A 19,358-nucleotide genomic window follows, 5' to 3' on the forward strand; every position below is an offset into this window, starting at 1 on the left:
TGCAATGACCGTTAATCTGCTCAATTACAGCCAGCCTCAACTCGCCGAGTACTTTCACGGCCTGGGCGAAAAACCTTTTCGCGCCAAACAGTTGATGCGCTGGATGCATCACTTCGGGGTGCATGATTTTGATCAGATGACGGATATTGCCAAATCGCTGCGCGACAAGCTGAAAGACCAGGCGGAAATCACCCCGCCTGGAATCAAGCTTGAGCAGATTTCTGAAGATGGCACCCGTAAATGGCTGATTGATGCTGGTACCGGGAATGGAGTGGAAACCGTATTCATCCCCGAAGCCGAGCGTGGTACGCTGTGTGTCTCTTCACAAGTCGGTTGTGCGCTGGAATGTACATTCTGTTCGACAGGTCGCCAGGGCTTTAATCGCAATTTGAGCGTGTCTGAAATCATCGGCCAGTTGTGGGTCGCCAACAAGGCGCTGGGGCGTGACCCCAAGGGCGATCGCATCATCAGCAATGTGGTGATGATGGGCATGGGTGAGCCCTTGGCCAATTTCGATAATGTAGTCACAGCCCTCAATATCATGCTGGATGACTCTGCTTATGGCCTGAGTCGTCGACGTGTCACCGTCTCCACCTCCGGCATGGTGCCTGCCATGGATCGACTGCGCGAAGCATGTCCGGTGGCACTCGCCGTGTCATTGCATGCACCAAACGATGCCCTGCGCGATGTGATTGTGCCTATCAACAAAAAATACCCGATCAAGGAGCTGATGGCAGCTTGCCAGCGCTATCTTGAAAAAGCCCCGCGCGACTTCGTGACGTTTGAATATGTGATGTTGGATGGGGTGAACGACAGTGTGGAGCACGCTCGCCAGTTACTGGATATCGTGCGTGACGTGCCATGCAAATTCAACCTCATTCCATTCAATCCATTCCCCAATAGTGGCTATGACACATCCAAGCCAGAGGCGATTCGTCGTTTTCGCGATGTGTTGATGCAAGCGGATTACGTCGTCACGACGCGCAGAACACGCGGTGATGATATTGATGCTGCCTGCGGTCAACTGGCGGGCAAGGTCCAGGATAAAACGCGGCGGACTGAACGCCATAAAGTCATGCAGGTTATTCCGGTGGAGAAAACAGTTTGAAACGTTGGCTGATGGTAGTGTTGATCGGCCTGGCTGGATGTGCTGAGCAACAGGCTCAGCCTTACAGTGCTGGTGAAACGAGCGCACGTGAACGCGCCCGTGTGCATACCGAGCTTGGGGCTGGTTATTTTGCGCAAAACCAGATGGCGATTGCGCTTGAAGAGTTTACTGAAGCCATTCGGATTGATGGTAACTACGCCATGGCATATAACGGGCTAGGCTTGGTCTATGGTGCGTTACGGGAAGATGCCAAGGCCGATAGCAACTTCAAGCGTTCCTTGCAGATTGAGCCCAACAACTCGGAGTCGCGCAATAATTACGGCTCCTTCCTGTGCTCTCGTAATCGTATCGATGAATCCATCGTGCAATTTACCGAGGCGGTTAAAAATCCGCTATATGCCACTCCCGGCGTGGCATATATGAATGCTGGCATTTGCGCCCTCAAGAAAAAAGACGAAAAAGCTGCCGAAGGGTACCTTGAAAAAGCCCTGCAGGCGCAACCTCTGCTACAAACAGCTGCCTATCAGTTGGCAACGATTCAGTTTAACCGCGGCCAGGTTGGTATTGCGCGCAATACCTTGAAAAATGCATTGATCAACAACCCCGGCCCAGATACTTTATGGCTGGGTATTCGCATCGAACGCATTCTTGGTGATCGTGATGCCGAAGCAAGCTATGCGCTGCTGTTGCGTAAAAAATACCCGAACTCCGAGCAAACCAAGGCACTTCTCTCAGGGCAACAATCGCAATGACGGAAACCACACCAGTAGCAACTGACATTCAGGCCGACGCAAGTAGCGCGTCTTTCAATGCATCATCCATTGGCGCCACCTTGCGTGCCGCCCGCGAGCAGAAGGGCTTGTCTGTCATCGACATTCATACCCGCTTGCGTATCAGTGAGCGCCAGATACATGCGTTGGAAACGGATGATTTTTCATTGCTGCCTGAGCCCACCATCACGCGTGGCTTCATACGCAATTACGCCAAATTCCTGGAGATTGATGCCGAGCCTCTGCTGGCTGCTTACCGTGCTCAAACGCCATCGGAAGAGCATAAAAACATCAGTATTCCATCGGCGAATATTCCTATTTCCCAATCACGTACCAAGGATTGGAAAAAGTACATCTATGCTAGCGTTCTGGTCTTATTGGGCGCTGGATTATGGTTGATGTATGACGAACAGCTGATCCCTCAGCTGCCTGACTTGCATCTGGGAAGCTCTAGCAGTGAGGTGAGCCAAGACAACATGGAAAGCCTGCCTCAAGTGGCTTTGCCTGCTGCAGAACGCGAGCCTGAGCCTGCACAAACCCCATCGGAGGGAGAGGCACTAACGCTGCCGCCCGAGCAAGCGAGTGTAGCGCCAACTGCTGAGCCGACGGCATCCACCATAGCCACGCCAACTGCTGCGCAGGCCGTGACGCTAGCCCCTGCTGCGACACCTGCTCCCGCTAACACGAATGCAGACACTCCTGCATCTTCAGCTGCGCTGCACAAGGTACGCCTGATTTTCACGGAAGATAGCTGGGTCAGCATCATTGATCGCCATGGCAAAGAGATTTTCAATAAAACCAAGCGCGCAGGCAGTGATGATGCGGTCGAAGGCGAGCCACCCTTGAAGGTGACCATCGGCAACGCTGCTGGTAGCCAATTGATTTATGACGATAAACCGGTGGATACCGCGCCATACAACCGGCTTAACGTCGTCCGTATTACACTGGAGTAATCTTGAGTCAGCAACAAGCCTTGAAACGCCGCCCCTGCAATCTGGTGATGGTGGGCCATGTTCCCGTTGGTGGCAGTGCCCCGGTGGTCGTGCAGTCCATGACCAATACGGATACCGCTGATGCTGCTGCTACTGTCCAACAGGTGTTTGAGCTTTGGCAGGCAGGTTCCGAGCTGGTGCGCATCACCGTTAACTCCCCCGAAGCTGCCGCACAGGTGAGCACCATCCGGCGCGAGCTGGATGCCTTGGGTTGCAATGTTCCATTGGTGGGCGACTTTCACTACAACGGACACAAGCTGCTGGCGCAATATCCCGATTGCGCTGAAGCTTTGGCCAAATACCGTATCAATCCAGGTAACGTGGGCAAGGGCAGCAAGCGAGACGAGCAGTTTGCCGCCATGATCGAAGCTGCCATCCATTACCAGAAGCCCGTACGTATTGGCGTGAACTGGGGCAGTCTGGATCAGGAGAAAATGGCACGCATGATGGATGAAAATGCCAAGCGTGCGGAGCCATTGTCAGCCGATGCGTTGATGCGTGAGGCCCTTATTCAATCTGCACTGGAAAGTGCTGCCCAAGCCGAAGTGCTTGGTCTCCCATCTAAATTCATTACCATTTCCTGCAAGGTGAGCGATGTGCAGGATCTGGTGACCGTATACCGTGATCTTGCTTCCCGTTGTAGTTATCCCTTGCATCTTGGGTTGACCGAGGCGGGCATGGGGTCCAAAGGCATTGTCGCCTCTACAGCGGCTCTGGCGCTGTTGTTGCAGGAGGGCATAGGCGACACCATTCGTGTATCGCTAACGCCTGAGCCGGGGGAGGCCCGCACCAGGGAAGTCGTGGTGGCGCAAGAAATTCTGCAGGTCATGGGGATACGCTCCTTTACGCCCTTGGTAACAGCTTGCCCTGGTTGTGGCCGTACTACCTCTACCTTCTTCCAGGAGCTTGCTCAAAAAATCCAGCGCTATCTGCGCGAACAAATGCCGATATGGCGCAGTCAGTATCCGGGTGTGGAAACCATGAGCGTGGCTGTCATGGGTTGTGTCGTCAATGGCCCTGGTGAATCCAAGCTTGCGAATATTGGCATCAGCCTGCCCGGCACGGGTGAGGTGCCTGTCGCCCCTGTATTTGTCGATGGTCAGAAAACCGTCACCCTTAAAGGCGACGCGATCGCGGAAGAGTTTCAGACGATAGTGGAAGACTACGTACAAAAGAATTACGCCGAAGGTGGCAAGCTGCGTCAGTCGCTGCCATTGCAGCAAAAGACCATTCCGCTCAAGGCAATATAAAAAGCAATTAATAACATGGCTGATAAATTTCAAAGCATCAAAGGTTTTTACGACATCCTGCCCGAGCAAACAGCGCTTTGGCAAAAGCTGGAAGACACGGCCAGGCAGGTGCTTGGCCAATATGGCTATCGCAATATACGCATGCCCATTGTTGAACCTACCGATCTTTTTATTCGTAGCGTGGGCGAGCATACCGACATCGTGGAAAAAGAGATGTATTCCTGGGTTGATGCGCTGAATGGTGACAAGCTGACCCTGCGGCCAGAAGGCACGGCCGGCTGCGTGCGGGCAGTGGTAGAGCACAGTCTTACCTACAATGGCCCGCAGCGCTTGTGGTACATGGGCCCAATGTTCCGGCACGAAAATGTTCAGAAAGGCCGCCAGCGTCAGTTCCATCAGATTGGCGTGGAAGCATTCGGTTATGCCCAACCTGAAGTGGATGCCGAACAGATCATGCTGCTGGCGCGCTTGTGGCGCGCACTGGGGTTGACCGATGTCGAGCTGCAACTGAATACCATTGGGGATGCCGATGAGCGGGCGGAATACCGTCAGGTACTTATTGCCTATTTCGAGCAGCATGCGGATTTGCTGGATGAAGATGCCAAGCGGCGCCTGCATACCAATCCGTTGCGTATTCTGGATAGCAAGAATCCCCGCATGCAGGCCATGATAGAAGGTGCGCCGCGCTTGCTGGATACCCTGGGTGGGGAAAGCCGTGCTCACTTTGATGCGGTATGTGCATTGTTAAAAGCAGCGAATATTCCTTTTGGGCTGAATACCCGTCTGGTGCGTGGCCTGGATTATTACAACCGCACGGTGTTTGAATGGGTGACCACCCGCCTGGGCAGCCAGGGCACGATTGCTGGCGGTGGTCGCTACGATACCCTGGTAGAGCGATTGGGTGGCGATGCCACTCCGGCGTGTGGCTTTGGTATTGGCCTTGAGCGAGTCTTCTTGCTGATGCAGGAATACGGTATTGAGGCCACGCAAGGATTAGACGGTTATCTGGTGAATCTGGGCGAGCATGCCGAACGCTTGGCTCCGCAGGTTGCCGAGCAGTTGCGTGAGGCGGGAGTTTCTGTTGCGCTGCATGCAGGTGGTGGCAGCTTCAAGTCGCAAATGAAAAAAGCCGATCGTAGCGGCGCTCGGTTTGCTTTGATTCTCGGCGATGATGAAGCCCAGGCTGGCGAGATTACCCTCAAGCCCATGAAGGGTGGGGGCGAGCAACAGCGGCTCGATTTGCTACAGGCGATACAACACTTGAAGGAGTGAGCTCATGACTGCCTTGCTGCGCATGGAAGAACTGACGGTTGTCCCGGTAAAATCGCCCCAGCGCAAGCTGGTCAATCAGGTATCTTTTGTGCTGGAGTCAGGTAAAACTACCTGTGTGGTTGGGGAGTCTGGCAGCGGCAAAAGCCTGACGGCACTCTCTGTCATGGGGCTATTGTCGGAGCAGCTGCAACGCACTCATGGGCGTGTCATTTTCCAGGGGCGCGATCTGGCCTCCCTGAGTACTGAAGAAATCCGTGGCATACGCGGCAAACAGATCGGCATGATTTTTCAGGAGCCGATGACCTCGCTGAATCCCGTGCTGAAGGTGGGTTACCAGATAGGCGAGAGCCTGACGGAACACCTTGGCCTGCGCGGGAAAGCCTTGCGAGCACGCGTTGGCAGCCTGCTTGAGCAGGTCGGCATTCCTGCCGAGCGCGCCGACAGTTATCCTGATGAGCTTTCTGGTGGGCAACGCCAGCGTGTGATGATCGCCATGAGTATTGCCTGCGAGCCCGCCATGCTGATTGCGGATGAGCCCACCACCGCGCTGGATGTGACGGTGCAGGCGCAGATACTCAAGTTGCTGGACGAACTCAAAACCCGCATGAACATGGGCATGCTGTTTATTACCCATGATTTTGGCGTGGTGGCGGATATTGCTGATGATGTCGTGGTGATGTTCCGTGGCGAGATTGTCGAATCCGGCCCGGTGGCCGATGTGCTCGGCAATCCCCAGCACCCATATACCAGGGCCTTGCTGGATTGCGTCCCGGATGCGGACGGCAAGAAACCATTGAAGCCGATTGATTATGCCTGGCTAACAAATGGAGTCGATCCATGAGCGAACCTATTCTGGTAGCGCGTCATCTGGTTAAAACTTACCCGCAACGCGGTGGCTTGTTTGGTCTCGGTCAGCAAAAGGTCAAGGCGCTGGATGATGTCAGCATAGAGCTGAATGCTGGAGAAACCCTGGCCGTGGTTGGTGAGTCTGGTAGTGGCAAGTCCACCCTGGCCCGATGTCTGTTACAATTGCTGCCCCTGGATAGTGGCGAAGTGCAATTTCAAGGCCATGATCTTGCCAAGCTTACGGGCAAGGAATTGCGCGCGGTACGCCGGGATCTGCAAATGGTGTTTCAGGACCCGTTTGCCTCATTGAATCCGCGCATGCGCGTGGGCGAAATCATAGGCGAAGGCTTGCTGATTCATGATATTGGCAATGCTGCCGAGCAGCAGCGCAAGGTCGCCCACATGATAAAGCGCGTTGGCTTGAGCGAGTCTGATTTTCAGAAATATCCGCATGAGTTTTCTGGTGGTCAGCGTCAGCGTATTGGTATCGCCCGTGCCCTGGTGCTTGAGCCCAAGGTGGTGGTCTGCGATGAACCGGTTTCTGCACTGGATGTTTCCATTCAAGCGCAGATATTGCTGCTCTTGCGCGAACTGCAGCAGGAGATGCAGCTCAGTTATCTCTTTATCACACATGATTTACGTGTGGTGCGTCATATTGCGGATCAGGTGGCGGTCATGTACAAGGGGAGGGTGGTTGAGCAGGGTGATGTGGACTCCCTGTATCAAGCCCCGCAGCAGGAATATACCCGGAATCTGCTAAATGCGATTCCAGGACGTCGGCAGTTGGCTGGTTTGGCAACGCAGGCTAATCAAGTGCAAGTTGATAATTAACCTCGAATTTTAGGATGGCGTAATGGCATACGATTTGGAAGAACAAGAACAGTTGGACACGCTGAAAAGCTGGTGGAAAACCAACGGTAAATATGTTCAGGCGCTGCTGATTGCAGTCGTCATTGCTCTGGCAGGTTACAAGGGCTGGAATTACTACCTTAACCAGCAGGCGATCAAGGCTTCGGCCAAGTATCAGGCAATGACCCAGCTGGATATCAAGGATACTCCGGCAATTCAGGCTGCTGCCGGCGAGCTCATGGATAACTTTGCCTCTACGCCTTACGCTGCGCGTGCCGCGATTGCTGCTGCGAAAGTGAGCTATACCAGCAAGGACCTGGCAAGTGCCAAGCGTCAGTTGGCATGGGCAGCCGAGCATGCCAAGGAGGCCCAGGTGGCGGCTGTTGCCATGTTGCAACTCGCAGGTATCCAGTTTGAAGAAAAAGACAATGAAGCTGCCTTGAAAACGCTGGCACAAAAGCATGATGCCGCGTTTGATGGCTTGTTTGCCGATTTGAAGGGCGACATTCTGCTGGCACAAGGCAAAAAAGCCGAGGCCAAGCAGGCCTATCAGGAAGCATTGCTCAAGCTGGACGAACAAGGGCGCTATCGTCGCTTCACTGAGCATAAACTGGAATCCTTGGGGAGCTAACCTTGCGTCAGATTTCATTAGCCGTGCTGATTGCACTGGCGATAAGCGGTTGCTCCACTATCGGCGACATGAAGACCGATATTTCGGAGCGCATGTTTGGTCGTGAGCTGAGTGATCCGCCTGCTGAGCTGGTGGATTTTAAGGCCAGCATGACGCCCAAAATCATGTGGCGTGCCAGTCTTGGTGCAGCGGATGATTACGATTTCACACCAGCGTCGATCAATGGTCAGGTGTTTGCTGCCAATGCGTCGGGTGATATCTTCAAGTTTGATGCCATCAAGGGTACACAGGTGTGGAAGGTTAACGCTGGTCAGCGTTTATCCGGTGGCGTTGGCGTAGGCAGTGATCTGGTACTGGTTGGTACGGCCACAGGCTATGTTGTTGCCTATGACCAGGCAGGCAAAATGCTATGGAAATCCAAGGTGAGCAGCGAAGTGCTGAGCGCTCCGCAAGTGAATAACGGTGTGGTTGTCGTTCGTTGTGGCGATAGCCGTATCTTTGGCTTGAACGCGGTAGATGGCGCTCGCAAGTGGGTATATGAGCGCGCTACCCCGGCATTGAGCCTGCGCAGCAGCGCAGGCGTGGCCGTGGATGGTGGCGCGGCTTATGCCGGGTTTGCCGGTGGCAAGCTGATTGCCTTGCGCGTGGAAGATGGCAAGGTCATCTGGGAAGCCTCCGTTGCCCAACCCAAGGGTACAACTGAAATCGAACGTATCGCAGACATTACCAGTCTGCCCGTGGTGGATGGTCCTTTGGTCTATGCCGTGGCATACCAGGGCAAGATCGCCGCAGTTGACCGTGCGACTGGCCGTGTGAGCTGGGGTCGTGATATTTCCAGCTATACCGGCCTAAATTCAGAAGATGCGCGCGTGTATGTTTCCCATGCGATTGGCTCGGTCTACGCGCTGGAATATTCCAGCGGCAAGACGTTCTGGCGTCAGGGCGACCTCAAAAATCGTCAGCTCAGCGCACCGTTGCCCATGGGCGGCGTGGTGGCGGTGGGCGATATTCAAGGCTATGTGCATTTCCTCGGGCGTGAAGATGGCGCTTTTGAAGGCCGTATCCGCACCGAAGATAGTCCCGTCATGCCACAAATGCTCGCTCTGGGCACCAACGGTATTCTGGTCCAAACCCGCAAGGGCGGGCTTTACGCAATCTCACTGAAATAATCCATGCTACCCACCATCGTACTGGTCGGCCGTCCCAATGTCGGCAAATCCACGCTTTTTAACCGGCTGACCAAGAGCCGGGATGCGCTGGTGGCCGATCTGCCCGGCCTGACACGCGACCGCCACTATGGACGTGGGATAGGTGGCGACAAGCCATTTCTGGTGGTGGATACCGGCGGGTTTGAGCCGCTGGTAGACAGTGGCATTCTGAAAGAAATGGCCAAGCAAACATTGCTGGCGATTGATGAAGCCGATGTCGTGATCTTTATGGTCGATGGGCGGAATGGCCTGGCACCGCAGGATAAGGTGATCGCAGATCGCCTGCGCAAAAGCCAGCGCCCGGTATTGCTTGCCGTTAACAAGACAGAGGGCATGCAGCGTGCGATTGTCAGTGCAGAATTTCATGAGCTGGGCCTGGGTGATCCGCTCTCCATCTCTTCTGCCCACGGCGAAGGGGTGCGCGACCTGGTGGAACTCGCGCTTGCCGACTTCCCAGAGCCTGAGCCTGAAGAGGAAAATGATGGCAGCCGCACGCCCAAAGTGGCGATTGTCGGTCGGCCGAATGTGGGCAAATCCACGCTGGTCAATGCCTTGCTGGGGCAGGAGCGCGTGATCGCGTTTGACCAGCCGGGTACTACGCGCGATTCGATCCATATTGATCTTGAGCGCAACGGCAAGCATTACACGATTATCGATACCGCTGGTGTGCGCAAGCGCGGCAAGGTATTTGAGGCAATCGAAAAATTCTCCGTCATCAAAACCATACAGGCGATTGAAGAAGCCAATGTGGCGATTCTGGTGGTAGATGCCCAGGAAGGCATTACTGAGCAGGATGCCCATGTGGCGGCTTATATTCTTGAGGCAGGTCGTGCTCTGGTGGTTGCCATCAATAAATGGGATGGCCTGAAAGAGGATGAGCGCGACTGGATCAAGCGCGAAATTGATCGCAAGCTGCAGTTTCTGGATTTTGCCAAATTCCACTATATTTCCGCTCTTCGCAAGAAGGGCTTGCCGGAGTTATTTACCTCGGTAGATGGCGCTTACAAGGCGGCCATGGCCAAGCTCTCCACACCGCAACTGACCCGCGTGCTGGAAGATGCCATCATTCAGCATCAACCCCCCATCAGCAAAGGCATCCGCCCCAAACTGCGTTACGCGCACCAGGGGGGCAGCAATCCGCCGATTGTGGTAATCCACGGCAACCATGTGGATGGCGTGAAAGACAGCTATAAGCGTTATCTGGAGGGGGTTTTCCGTAAAGCCTTCCAACTGACCGGTACGCCATTGCGCGTGCAATTCAATCAGGGTGCCAATCCGTTTGCCGAGCCAGAAGACAAGCGCAAGGCAGGCGAGGGTATCGTCAGCATGCGCCGTCGCAAAACGGCGCAGCGTGCTGAGCTGAATGCCAAGAGTCGTGCTGAAAAAGAAGCGTTGGCCCAGCCTGCAGGTACCAAGCTTAATGCGGCTGTAAAACCAAAAGCCGCGGTCAAGCCTAAAGCCCCAGCCAAGCCCAGAAATGCAACAGGCACCAAAAAGGCGCCTGCGGCAAGTAAAGGGCGCGCCAGCAAGAAGTAACGCTGGCGCGGTTTTAAGCGTGTATCAAGACGCGTAGAGCCCTTCCCAGAACTTCCACCATACACGCTCTTCTGGAACACCCTTTTTCAGCATTTTGCTGTCTGGATAGTTGGTTTGAAGCACGCGCAGTGTGTCCTGCTTCAAATCGTCCATGCCCATGAGGTCGTAGGCACTGATCATGATCACCAGCGCTTCTTCAACCGAAGGAGAGTCAGGGTAGGTTTCCAGCACGAACTTGCAGCGATTGACCGAGGCCAGATAGGCTTGACGTTTCATGTAGTAGCGCGCCACGTGCAGTTCATGGTTAGCCAGCATATCCACCAGGTAAGTCATGCGCAGCGTGGCATCCTTGACATAGCGACTGTTGGGGTAGCGGGTGACCAGCTCTTTGAGTGACAGGAAGGATTCGCGCAACGACTTGGGGTCGCGATCACTGATTTGTTGTTTGGTCAGTTTTTCAACCACGCCGCGTTCGTTGAATGTCGCTAGGCCTTTCATGTAGTAGGCATAGTCGATATTGGGATGATCTGGATGCAGCTTGATGAAGCGATCAGCAGAGGCAATGGTGGAAATCGGGTCATTACGCTTGTAGTAGGCGTAGATTTTGTCCATTTGTGCTTGGGTGGCGAAGCGGCCATGCGGATAGCGAGACTCTAGCGTTTCAAAATATTTGATGGCTTTTTCGTAATCGCGTGAGCGCATTTTTTCGTCGGCTTCGGTGTAAATGCGTTGCGCCGACCAGCCTTTGGTCTCGTCTAACTCAGTTGGTGCGCCGAAGATCGCGCAACCAGACAGCCAGAGTACCGCAATAAACGCTAAACTATGCTTCATTTAAAAATATCCAGATTAAAAGTCTTGTAGATTATAACCGATGACCCAAACCACTCCTATCACTCTCATTATTCCACAAGACCTTGGCGGCTTGCGACTGGATCAGGCACTGCAAAAGCTATTGCCCGAGCATTCGCGCTCGCGTTTGCAGCAATGGATCAAGGACGGCCTGGTAACGCTGGAACCCCCACAGACCGTGACGGCCAAGACCAAAGTGTGGGGCGGTGAGCGCCTGCAGGTGCAAGTGCAGCCATCGCCCGACGAACATGCCTTTGAGGCCGAGGATATTCCGCTGGATGTGCAGTATGAAGATGAGCACATTCTGGTCATCAACAAACCTGCGGGCCTGGTGGTGCACCCCGCGGCGGGTAACTGGAGCGGCACGTTGCTGAATGCCTTGCTGCATCATGCGCCGGTGGTAAAAGACCTGCCACGGGCCGGGATTGTGCACCGCCTTGATAAAGATACCAGCGGCTTGCTGGTTGTCGCCAAGACACTCACCGCCCAGACCAGCCTGGTGCGCCAGTTGCAGGCGCGCACCGTCAAACGCGAATACCGCGCCATTGTGTGGGGGCAGGTGTGGCAAAACGGACGTATCGACCAGCCAGTAGGCCGCCATCCGCATGCCCGAACCAAAATGGCGATCAACCGCAATGGCAAGCCTGCCGTTACCCGCTATGAAGTGCTGGAGCGTTTTGCGGTACACACCTATCTGCGGTGTAACCTGGAAACAGGCCGGACTCACCAGATCCGTGTCCATATGCAGCATTTGAAGGCGCCATTGGTGGGCGACCCTGTCTATGGATTGGGAGGCATCGTACCTTTGCGCATGATGCCGCAGTCTTTGCGCGATACCGTTCTCAACTTTGGCCGCCAGGCTTTGCATGCCGTCAAGCTGGGCTTGATTCATCCTGCTAGTGGCGAATTCATGGAGTGGCAGGTGGAGTTGCCCGCCGATATGAAGTCACTGCTGGAAGCCATGCGTCTGGTGCCAGTGGACGAAGTCGATCTTCCATTCGAATTTGAGGGTGATATGGATGACGATGATCTGGACGACGCGTATCCCGATGACGACTTGCTGGATGACGAAGATGACATTGACTGATGCCTCCCTGATTGTGCCGGATTGGCCAGCGCCGCCCAATGTGCATGTGGTGCAAACCACGCGCCTGGGGGGCCTGAGTCGGGCGCCGTATGACAGCCTGAATCTGGGGACAAATGTCGGAGATAATCCTCTGCATGTAGCGGAAAATCGGCAGCGACTGAGTGATGTGCTGCCATCCGAACCGATATGGATGGATCAGGTGCATGGCACCATCGTGCAGGACGCGGCGTTGGCTTCTTGCCAGCCACAAGCCGATGCTGCAGTAGCGCGGCATGTGAATACCGTGTGTACCGTCATGACGGCGGATTGCCTGCCGGTGTTGTTATGCGATGCATACGGTACGGTAGTCGCTGCCGCCCATGCAGGCTGGCGCGGCCTCAGTCAGGGCGTGATTGAGCGCACGGTCCAGAGTATGCAGGTGCCTGGAGATCAGTTACTGGCATGGCTGGGGCCCGCCATTGGCCCGAAAGCTTTTGAAGTCGGTGATGATGTCCGTGAGGTATTTGTCAATCAGGATGCGCAGGCTTCGGAGGCTTTTGAAGCGACGGAGCACGGGAAATGGCTGGCGGATATTTATCTGCTTGCCCGTCAACGCCTTGCTGCGTTAGGGGTGACGCGAGTCTATGGCGGGGAATATTGCACATTCCATGATGCAAGCCGCTTTTTCTCCTATCGCCGCGATGGCGCATGTGGCCGCATGGCCAGCATGATCTGGCTGGGCCGATAGTTCGCCAGATTAACTAAATCTAGTAAATAAACTCCGCCATAATACGTACATTCCGACCGGGAGCAATATTACCTATTGTTCCCCCAAACGCACCATCCAGCCGATACTCCTTGTTGTTCAGGTTTTCACCAATCAAGCGGAATCCCACATTCTTGGTTGCAGCCCAGTGTATGCCTGCGTTAAACACTTCATAGCGATCCTGGGTACCAAATACCAATGGTGTAAAGCCACCGCCAGCGGTGACCACAGTACGCTCGGAAACCCGGCGGTAACTGACATTTACGTCCACTTTTGCACTCAGATTGCCGCCAACCGTAATGTTGAATGCATTGCCGGGTACGGTATAGAGCGGAACATATTCTTCACCATCAAACAGTTTGCCGGTAATGCGTGAGTAAGACATCCGGCCATATAGCCGACGTGTCGACATTGTGCTTTCAAATTCAACGCCATTTCGACGCTCCCATCCATCCTGAACAATCTCCCCGGCATCGTTCTGGCGCAAAGACGTCAGCAGGTGGCTGGTGCGTATATGGAAAAAATTCAGCTTGGATGTTAACTGGATATCGCTACCGAACAATCTCGGTGTCTGGTAACTGATGCCTGCTTCAGTGGATTCCGAGGTCTGGGGGCGATAAAGATCACCACAAATCTGCGAGTCCGGGCCATTGGACATAAAAAAGCTGAGACAACGACTGAATACCCCTTGCGTGAAATACTCATCCACCAATGGCGGACGAAACCCCTGTCCATAATTGCTATAGAGGGTGAGTTGCTGGTTTGAAGCTTGCGGTAACAAAGCATAGGCAAGACCCAGGCTGTAGCTTTCCTGGCGAAATTTGATGGTAGATGCCTGATCGTACTGCTCAAGCAGGCCCAAGGTGCCGCCTGCGGCATCGACCTGATAAAAGTCTTTGCGGAATCCGGGCATGATGCTTAATCGTCCCACTGTCAGCTTGGGTTGCAGGTAATAAGCAACGTAAGACTTGGTGCCCGGGGGCGCCGAGGCATTGAAGCCATCTGGATAGAAGGTCTGGCTATAAGCAGTATTGTCGAAATAGCGGCTCACCTCACGCTTGTTTTTGTTGTATTGCAGGCCCAGCAAAAGCTCCAGGTTCCAGTCCTTGTTTTCGATTATGCGTGAACGGTTGCTGAGGTCGATATTGGTCGTTTCATAACGATAGTAGTCATTCAGGCTGCCGCGACAAAGTGCGGGGGAGCAGGCCGGGTTGATGCTCGACATGCCGGGGTAGATCAAATCATGCAGGTCCGTGTAGCCTTTGCCAAATATGGCTTTGAAATCCACCCAGCGGTTGTCAGGGCGGTAATGCAGGGTTTCTGACCAGGTCAGGTCTTCAATGCTGCGGATGACATTGCCGAAAGTACCTGGTTGGCCGCCAGTGGCATCATAAGGTTGCAGGCCGCTGTCTTCAAAACTGACGATGGAGGTTGTCAGCTGCACGCTTTCGCTTGGGAAAACACTGACTTTAAGCAGTTTGGAAATGGAGTTGATCGCCGAGCTTTCCAGCCTGATACCTCCTGGCTGCATGATGTCGTTGGACTGACGATTGGAGTAATTGAAGAGAATATCAATCCGGTCATCCGGCCGCCCATACACCATATATGAGCGGGAATATTCGTCGTTGTTATTGGCATAGCCGAATTTGGCGCGCGCACCATAGCGCTGGCCAGGCTGCAGCAGGTCGGCGGCATCTTTGGTGGTGGCGATAATGGTGCCGCCCAGTGAGCCCGAGCCACTGGTAATTTGCGGCCCGCGCTGTACTTCGACGCTTTTAAGCAGTTCAGGCTCCAGAAAGGTGCCGCCCATGCGGTATTTCTCAAACCCCTTGGGAATGCCGTCCACTTTTACTGCGACATCTTCATTGTCGGCATATCCGCGTATGTTGAATGACATCCCGCTTGGGCGAGGCCCACCGTTGATCGCCACACTTGGCACATCGCGTATGGCATCAAACAGCGTGGCGGGTTGCAGGCGTTCCAGATCTTCGCTGGTGATAGTGGTGATGGCGCGTGTTGTGTCGATGCGTTCATCTTCAATATGGCGTGCACTTACGCTGACTTCTGGCAGTGTTTGCTCATTCGAATCGGTGGGGGCAGCCTTTATGCTGCTATTCACTGCAGTATCTGTTGTCGGGTTTTCGTTATCCACAAGTTCAGCTTGAGCAGGAGCCGATAGCGTGTTAAATGCGACAACGAAAATAATCATTAGCCGTCGCGCGTCATGCGGACGGATTCCGGCGGGCGGAATAAACATGAGAGGGGCTCGGATCAGGACAGAAAAAGCCCCGGCCATGGATTTGGCCGGGGCGTAAGACTTATGCCAGGTTGTAGCGGTTTTTACTGCGGCGTCGACCCATGAAGCCAATCAAGCCCAGGCCCGCAGCCATCATGCCGTAGGTTTCAGGCTCAGGAACCGGTGAGGTCGCAATCGGTGCCGATGGTCGGGCAACGGTTGCCAGCGCCAGTTGATCCAGGCTCATGCTGGATGTGGTTGAGTTGAAGGCAAAGGTATACAGCGAAGAAGCTGCTACATTACTCCATAGCCAGTATTGCTCTTGTTCTGCAGTGGCGCCGCCCATGACGGTACCTTGGTCTTCATGAAATGCCAGCGTGGATGTAGCGGCAACGCCATTCAGCGTTGCGGTGGTGTTGGCCAGCGTACCCAAGGTGCCAATACGCATATATACATCAAAGAAGCCTGTAGTTGCGCTGCTGACCAGGGTTGAAACGAAGCTGGTCGCGGTTGCAAAGCTGTAGATGTTGCCGCCGCTGGTGACAAAAGAAGTACCGCTGGTTTCGCGTACAGTGCCACCGGAGCCGTAGTCAGCAGAGTTGTCGGTCGTGCCGCCAAAGTTGTCCCAGGCGGCGAAATCGGTCAGGGTAGCGCTGCCCCATGGAGTAGCCGAATCCCAGACATTGGTGGTAGCGAAAGCCGAGCCGCTGAAAGCAGCGCCCAGCACTAGGGTAAGTGCGGATAGTTTTGTAGATAACGTCATGATAGTCCTCGTGAATATGCCGTTGACCCTTCCTCTCGAAGGCGCTGTTAGGCGATTGGCTCAACATTACAAATCCACGGTCCCACACCGTCGGATGAATACAACAACCGGCCTTGGCCGGGGGTAAATCACTATTCCAGAAGCGTTGCTATTTCGGGTGTGTGGTTGGCTTCAACACCCTTGGGCTGAAAATCCACCACGAAGCGATATTGCTTGCCGCAATCGATAATGACTTCCTTCTGACCGCGGCGCAGGATGCGCATTTCGACTTTCAGATTGCCAAAGCCATCATGCCCGATCAGCTCATCGAAGAGTGACAGCAGGCATTTTTTTGCGAATGATGAAGTAGTGGACATCGTGCAGTGCTTCCCTAGTTATCGTAATTTTTATCAATGATAATGATTATCATTTGAAAGATCAAGCGTCATATGTGCTTTGTCCTATTTCTGCATCGTGGGCTTCAGGGATATCCCGTATAATGCGGGGCTATGTCGACATTATCAGCCATCATCTTTACTAATCTGGCCGGTGGCGTACTCAGTATTCTGTGTGCAGCACTATTTGTTTTAAAAGCTCGTCCGGCCTGGATTCCCATGCTGGTCAGTTATGCCATTGGTGCATTGCTAGGCGCAGCATTCCTTGAAATATTGCCACATGCATTGCACGAAGCCTCCAGCGTGGAGGCGATGGCGATGACGGTGCTGTTTGGTATCCTGCTGTTTTTTATACTGGAAAAGCTGGTGTTGTGGCGACACTGCCACGGCAATGAATGCGAGGCCCATAGTGGCCATGAACCTGCACCATCCGCGCACGATCACGGGCATGACCATGGCCGCAGCGGCATGATGATCATGGTGGGCGACACCTTTCATAATTTTGTGGATGGCATATTGATTGCCGCGGCTTTTCTGGTGGATATGAAACTGGGCATGGTGACCGCCTTGGCGATCATTGCCCATGAGATTCCGCAGGAAGTAGGGGATTTCCTGATCCTGTTACATTCGGGATATACCAAACGTCAGGCCATTTTGCTGAATCTGCTTTCCAGCCTGGCGACATTGGGCGGCGGTTTGCTCGCCTACTTTGCATTACAAACGGTACAAAGCTGGATTCCGTATATTCTGGGCTTGGCTGCCGCCAGCATGATTTATGTTGCGGTCGCAGATTTGATTCCCGGTTTGCACAAACGTACAGAACTAAGGGCGACGGTTCAGCAGGTGCTATTGATCATGCTTGGCATTGCTTCTATCTGGCTCACCAAGTTTTTCCTGGAGTAGGGCCGCTTTTTCCTGCGCCAGCTTGCTGCGCCGACGTTGAGGCGTACCAAATAGCCAGAGCAGTAGCGCGCATGGCAGCAAGCCATAAAACATGAAGGTCAGAATGCCAGCCACCAGGCTGGGTTCGGTGGCTGCCATCAGTACGGTAACGTACAGCCAGGCGATGGCAACAATATACATAAGGGCTTTTCAGAAACATCAGGTGATGTGAGTGCCCAGATTTTAATTGAGAATATACGTATGAACCAATCCATTCCAAAAGTAGGCTTTGTTTCCTTAGGCTGCCCCAAGGCATCTTCGGATTCAGAGCGCATTCTTACCCAGCTGCGCGCCGAGGGTTACAGCATTTCTGGCTCCTATCAGGACTCCGATCTGGTGGTCGTTAATACCTGCGGTTTTATTGATAGCGCAGTGCAGGAGTCGCTGGATGCGATTGGCGAAGCCTTGGCAGAAAATGGCAAAGTAATTGTCACCGGCTGTCTTGGCGCCAAGGCTGATGTGGTGCAGACAGCCCATCCTAGTGTGCTGGCGGTGACTGGCCCACATGCGCTGGAGGAAGTCATGACGGCCGTGCATGCGAATCTGCCGAAGCCACATGACCCCTACACTGACCTGGTGCCGCCGCAAGGCGTGCGCTTAACGCCTAAGCATTACGCTTATCTCAAGATATCGGAAGGCTGTAATCATCGTTGCAGCTTCTGCATTATTCCTTCCATGCGCGGCGACTTGGTCAGCCGGCCCATCGGGGAGGTGATGCAAGAGGCGGAAAATCTGGTTAATGCCGGTGTTTCCGAATTGCTGGTTATCTCGCAAGATACCAGTGCGTATGGTGTCGATGTCAAATACCGCACAGGTTTCTGGAATGGCCGCCCGATCAAGACGCGCATGACGGAGTTGGCACGGGGTCTGGGTGATCTTGGCGTGTGGGTGCGCATGCATTATGTCTACCCTTATCCGCATGTGGATGAAATCATCCCGCTGATGGCAGACGGATTGATCCTGCCTTACCTGGATGTACCGTTCCAGCATGCAAGCCCGCGCATTCTCAAGGCGATGAAGCGTCCGGCCAGCAGTGAAAATAATCTTGCCCGTATCAAGGCATGGCGAGACATCTGTCCGGATATCACTGTTCGTAGCACGTTCATTACAGGCTTCCCTGGGGAAACCGAAGAGGACTTCCAGATGTTGCTGGATTTCCTGCAGGAAGCGCAATTGGATCGCGTGGGCTGCTTTGCTTATTCGGCGGTAGATGGGGCTGCGGCTAATGCCTTGCCTGACGCCGTGCCTGAAGAGCTGAAACAGGAACGTCTGGCGCGGTTTATGGAAGTGCAGGAAGCGATCAGTGCAGAGAAGTTACAACGCCGGGTAGGGCGTCTTGAAACGGTGCTGGTGGATGAGGTTAATGGCGACGAAGCCATTGCTCGTACCATGTCTGATGCGCCGGAAATTGACGGGGTGGTTTATCTGGCTGATGCGGAGGGCCTGAACCCGGGTGATCTGGTTGAAGTGCAGATCACCGATTCGGATGGACACGACTTGTGGGGTGGACCTCCCGACTTGGTGTAAGCCTCTCAGCTACCGTCAAACAAATCCGGCATGATGGGTTGCGGGCGTTGCGAATCTGCCCGCTCCTCCAGAAAATCCAGCGTATAAGGGCAGCGCGTAGGTTGCTTGATAGCCTTGCGTTTTTTGCCGGTTTTTTCGGTATTGACGTAAGGGGTTTGGCTCACACGAATATAACCTGCGGCCAAAAGTTTTTGCGTGGTGGTTTCGAACAGGCTGAGAGGGTTGTCGATGTTTTGCAGGGTGATGTTGTTTTTGCTCACCTTGAGCACGTTATACATCACGAATTTGCTGGATGTCTGCTTGCCGTAGATTTCACCCTTGCAAATCTGGCCAGTCTGAAAATCCATAATCGTTCCTGAAGTGCTATTGAACG

General features: G+C 54.1%; 20 protein-coding genes. 14 read left to right on the forward strand and 6 right to left on the reverse strand.

The annotated features are described in order from the left end of the window. Positions 1-4: 4 nt before the first annotated feature. The 10 genes from rlmN to der are packed head-to-tail and all read left to right on the forward strand — an operon-like array spanning position 5 to position 10,462. Entirely contained in the window at positions 5-1,108 is a 1,104-nt protein-coding gene (gene rlmN, locus LG204_RS09000; RefSeq protein WP_230336957.1) for a 23S rRNA (adenine(2503)-C(2))-methyltransferase RlmN, read from the forward strand. Next, the gene (pilW, locus tag LG204_RS09005; RefSeq protein ID WP_407664203.1) at positions 1,105-1,860 is read left to right on the forward strand and encodes a type IV pilus biogenesis/stability protein PilW; all 756 of its coding nucleotides are present in this window, start codon (positions 1,105-1,107) and stop codon (positions 1,858-1,860) included. Before rlmN ends, pilW begins: the two co-directional genes overlap by 4 nt. Next, entirely contained in the window at positions 1,857-2,831 is a 975-nt protein-coding gene (locus tag LG204_RS09010; protein WP_230336958.1) for a RodZ domain-containing protein, read from the forward strand. Before pilW ends, LG204_RS09010 begins: the two co-directional genes overlap by 4 nt. 2 nt (positions 2,832-2,833) lie before the next feature. Further along, positions 2,834-4,120 (forward strand): flavodoxin-dependent (E)-4-hydroxy-3-methylbut-2-enyl-diphosphate synthase, encoded by a 1,287-nt coding sequence (gene ispG, locus LG204_RS09015; protein WP_268868029.1) that lies wholly within the window; start codon positions 2,834-2,836, stop codon positions 4,118-4,120. 15 nt (positions 4,121-4,135) lie between these two features. Then, positions 4,136-5,392, forward strand: coding sequence for a histidine--tRNA ligase (gene hisS, locus LG204_RS09020; protein ID WP_230336959.1), 1,257 nt, complete (start codon positions 4,136-4,138; stop codon positions 5,390-5,392). A gap of 4 nt (positions 5,393-5,396) precedes the next feature. Next, entirely contained in the window at positions 5,397-6,233 is an 837-nt protein-coding gene (locus LG204_RS09025) for an ATP-binding cassette domain-containing protein (protein WP_230336960.1), read from the forward strand. Further along, positions 6,230-7,069 (forward strand): ABC transporter ATP-binding protein, encoded by an 840-nt coding sequence (locus tag LG204_RS09030; protein WP_230336961.1) that lies wholly within the window; start codon positions 6,230-6,232, stop codon positions 7,067-7,069. Before LG204_RS09025 ends, LG204_RS09030 begins: the two co-directional genes overlap by 4 nt. Before the next feature lie 22 nt (positions 7,070-7,091). Next, positions 7,092-7,718, forward strand: a complete 627-nt coding sequence (locus LG204_RS09035; RefSeq protein WP_230336962.1) for a tetratricopeptide repeat protein — start codon at positions 7,092-7,094, stop codon at positions 7,716-7,718. 2 nt (positions 7,719-7,720) lie between these two features. After that, a complete protein-coding gene (gene bamB / locus LG204_RS09040) occupies positions 7,721-8,887 on the forward strand; it encodes an outer membrane protein assembly factor BamB (protein ID WP_230336963.1) in 1,167 nt (388 codons plus the stop codon). 3 nt (positions 8,888-8,890) lie between these two features. Further along, the gene (gene der / locus LG204_RS09045) at positions 8,891-10,462 is read left to right on the forward strand and encodes a ribosome biogenesis GTPase Der (RefSeq protein ID WP_230336964.1); all 1,572 of its coding nucleotides are present in this window, start codon (positions 8,891-8,893) and stop codon (positions 10,460-10,462) included. 24 nt (positions 10,463-10,486) lie between these two features. On the opposite strand, the gene LG204_RS09050 is transcribed toward der, so the two are convergent. Then, a complete protein-coding gene (locus tag LG204_RS09050) occupies positions 10,487-11,293 on the reverse strand; it encodes an outer membrane protein assembly factor BamD (protein WP_230336965.1) in 807 nt (268 codons plus the stop codon). 40 nt (positions 11,294-11,333) lie between these two features. On the opposite strand from LG204_RS09050, the gene rluD reads away from it, so the two are divergent. Beyond that, on the forward strand, positions 11,334-12,398 hold the full coding sequence (gene rluD, locus LG204_RS09055; RefSeq protein ID WP_230336966.1) for a 23S rRNA pseudouridine(1911/1915/1917) synthase RluD: 1,065 nt from the start codon (positions 11,334-11,336) through the stop codon (positions 12,396-12,398). Then, a complete protein-coding gene (gene pgeF / locus LG204_RS09060) occupies positions 12,385-13,125 on the forward strand; it encodes a peptidoglycan editing factor PgeF (RefSeq protein ID WP_230336967.1) in 741 nt (246 codons plus the stop codon). Before rluD ends, pgeF begins: the two co-directional genes overlap by 14 nt. Before the next feature lie 19 nt (positions 13,126-13,144). Here pgeF and LG204_RS09065 read toward each other — a convergent pair whose 3' ends face one another. The 3 genes from LG204_RS09065 to LG204_RS09075 form a co-directional block, all read right to left on the reverse strand. Continuing rightward, a complete protein-coding gene (locus tag LG204_RS09065) occupies positions 13,145-15,295 on the reverse strand; it encodes a TonB-dependent receptor plug domain-containing protein (RefSeq protein ID WP_230336968.1) in 2,151 nt (716 codons plus the stop codon). 166 nt (positions 15,296-15,461) lie between these two features. Beyond that, the gene (locus LG204_RS09070; protein ID WP_230336969.1) at positions 15,462-16,142 is read right to left on the reverse strand and encodes a PEP-CTERM sorting domain-containing protein; all 681 of its coding nucleotides are present in this window, start codon (positions 16,140-16,142) and stop codon (positions 15,462-15,464) included. A gap of 131 nt (positions 16,143-16,273) precedes the next feature. Next, entirely contained in the window at positions 16,274-16,498 is a 225-nt protein-coding gene (locus LG204_RS09075; protein WP_230336970.1) for a hypothetical protein, read from the reverse strand. Positions 16,499-16,630: 132 nt separating this feature from the next. Here LG204_RS09075 and LG204_RS09080 point away from each other — a divergent pair, with 132 nt between their 5' ends. Beyond that, a complete protein-coding gene (locus tag LG204_RS09080; RefSeq protein WP_230336971.1) occupies positions 16,631-17,419 on the forward strand; it encodes a ZIP family metal transporter in 789 nt (262 codons plus the stop codon). On the opposite strand, the gene LG204_RS09085 is transcribed toward LG204_RS09080, so the two are convergent. After that, positions 17,363-17,599 carry a hypothetical protein gene (locus LG204_RS09085; protein ID WP_230336972.1) on the reverse strand — a complete coding sequence of 79 codons (237 nt, stop codon included), beginning with the start codon at positions 17,597-17,599 and terminating at the stop codon, positions 17,363-17,365. The two genes, LG204_RS09080 and LG204_RS09085, sit on opposite strands and share 57 nt — an antisense overlap. A gap of 60 nt (positions 17,600-17,659) precedes the next feature. Between LG204_RS09085 and rimO the strand changes: the two genes are divergently transcribed. Then, positions 17,660-18,985 (forward strand): 30S ribosomal protein S12 methylthiotransferase RimO, encoded by a 1,326-nt coding sequence (rimO, locus tag LG204_RS09090; RefSeq protein WP_230336973.1) that lies wholly within the window; start codon positions 17,660-17,662, stop codon positions 18,983-18,985. Positions 18,986-18,990: 5 nt separating this feature from the next. Here the strand turns inward: rimO and LG204_RS09095 are convergent, their stop codons facing one another. Beyond that, complete coding sequence (locus tag LG204_RS09095; RefSeq protein WP_230336974.1) at positions 18,991-19,332, reverse strand: hypothetical protein; 342 nt, start codon at positions 19,330-19,332, stop codon at positions 18,991-18,993. Between the last annotated feature and the right edge of the window lie 26 nt (positions 19,333-19,358).

Origin of the sequence: Methylovorus menthalis (genome assembly GCF_020523625.1) — a bacterium.
GTDB lineage: Bacteria > Pseudomonadota > Gammaproteobacteria > Burkholderiales > Methylophilaceae > Methylovorus > Methylovorus menthalis.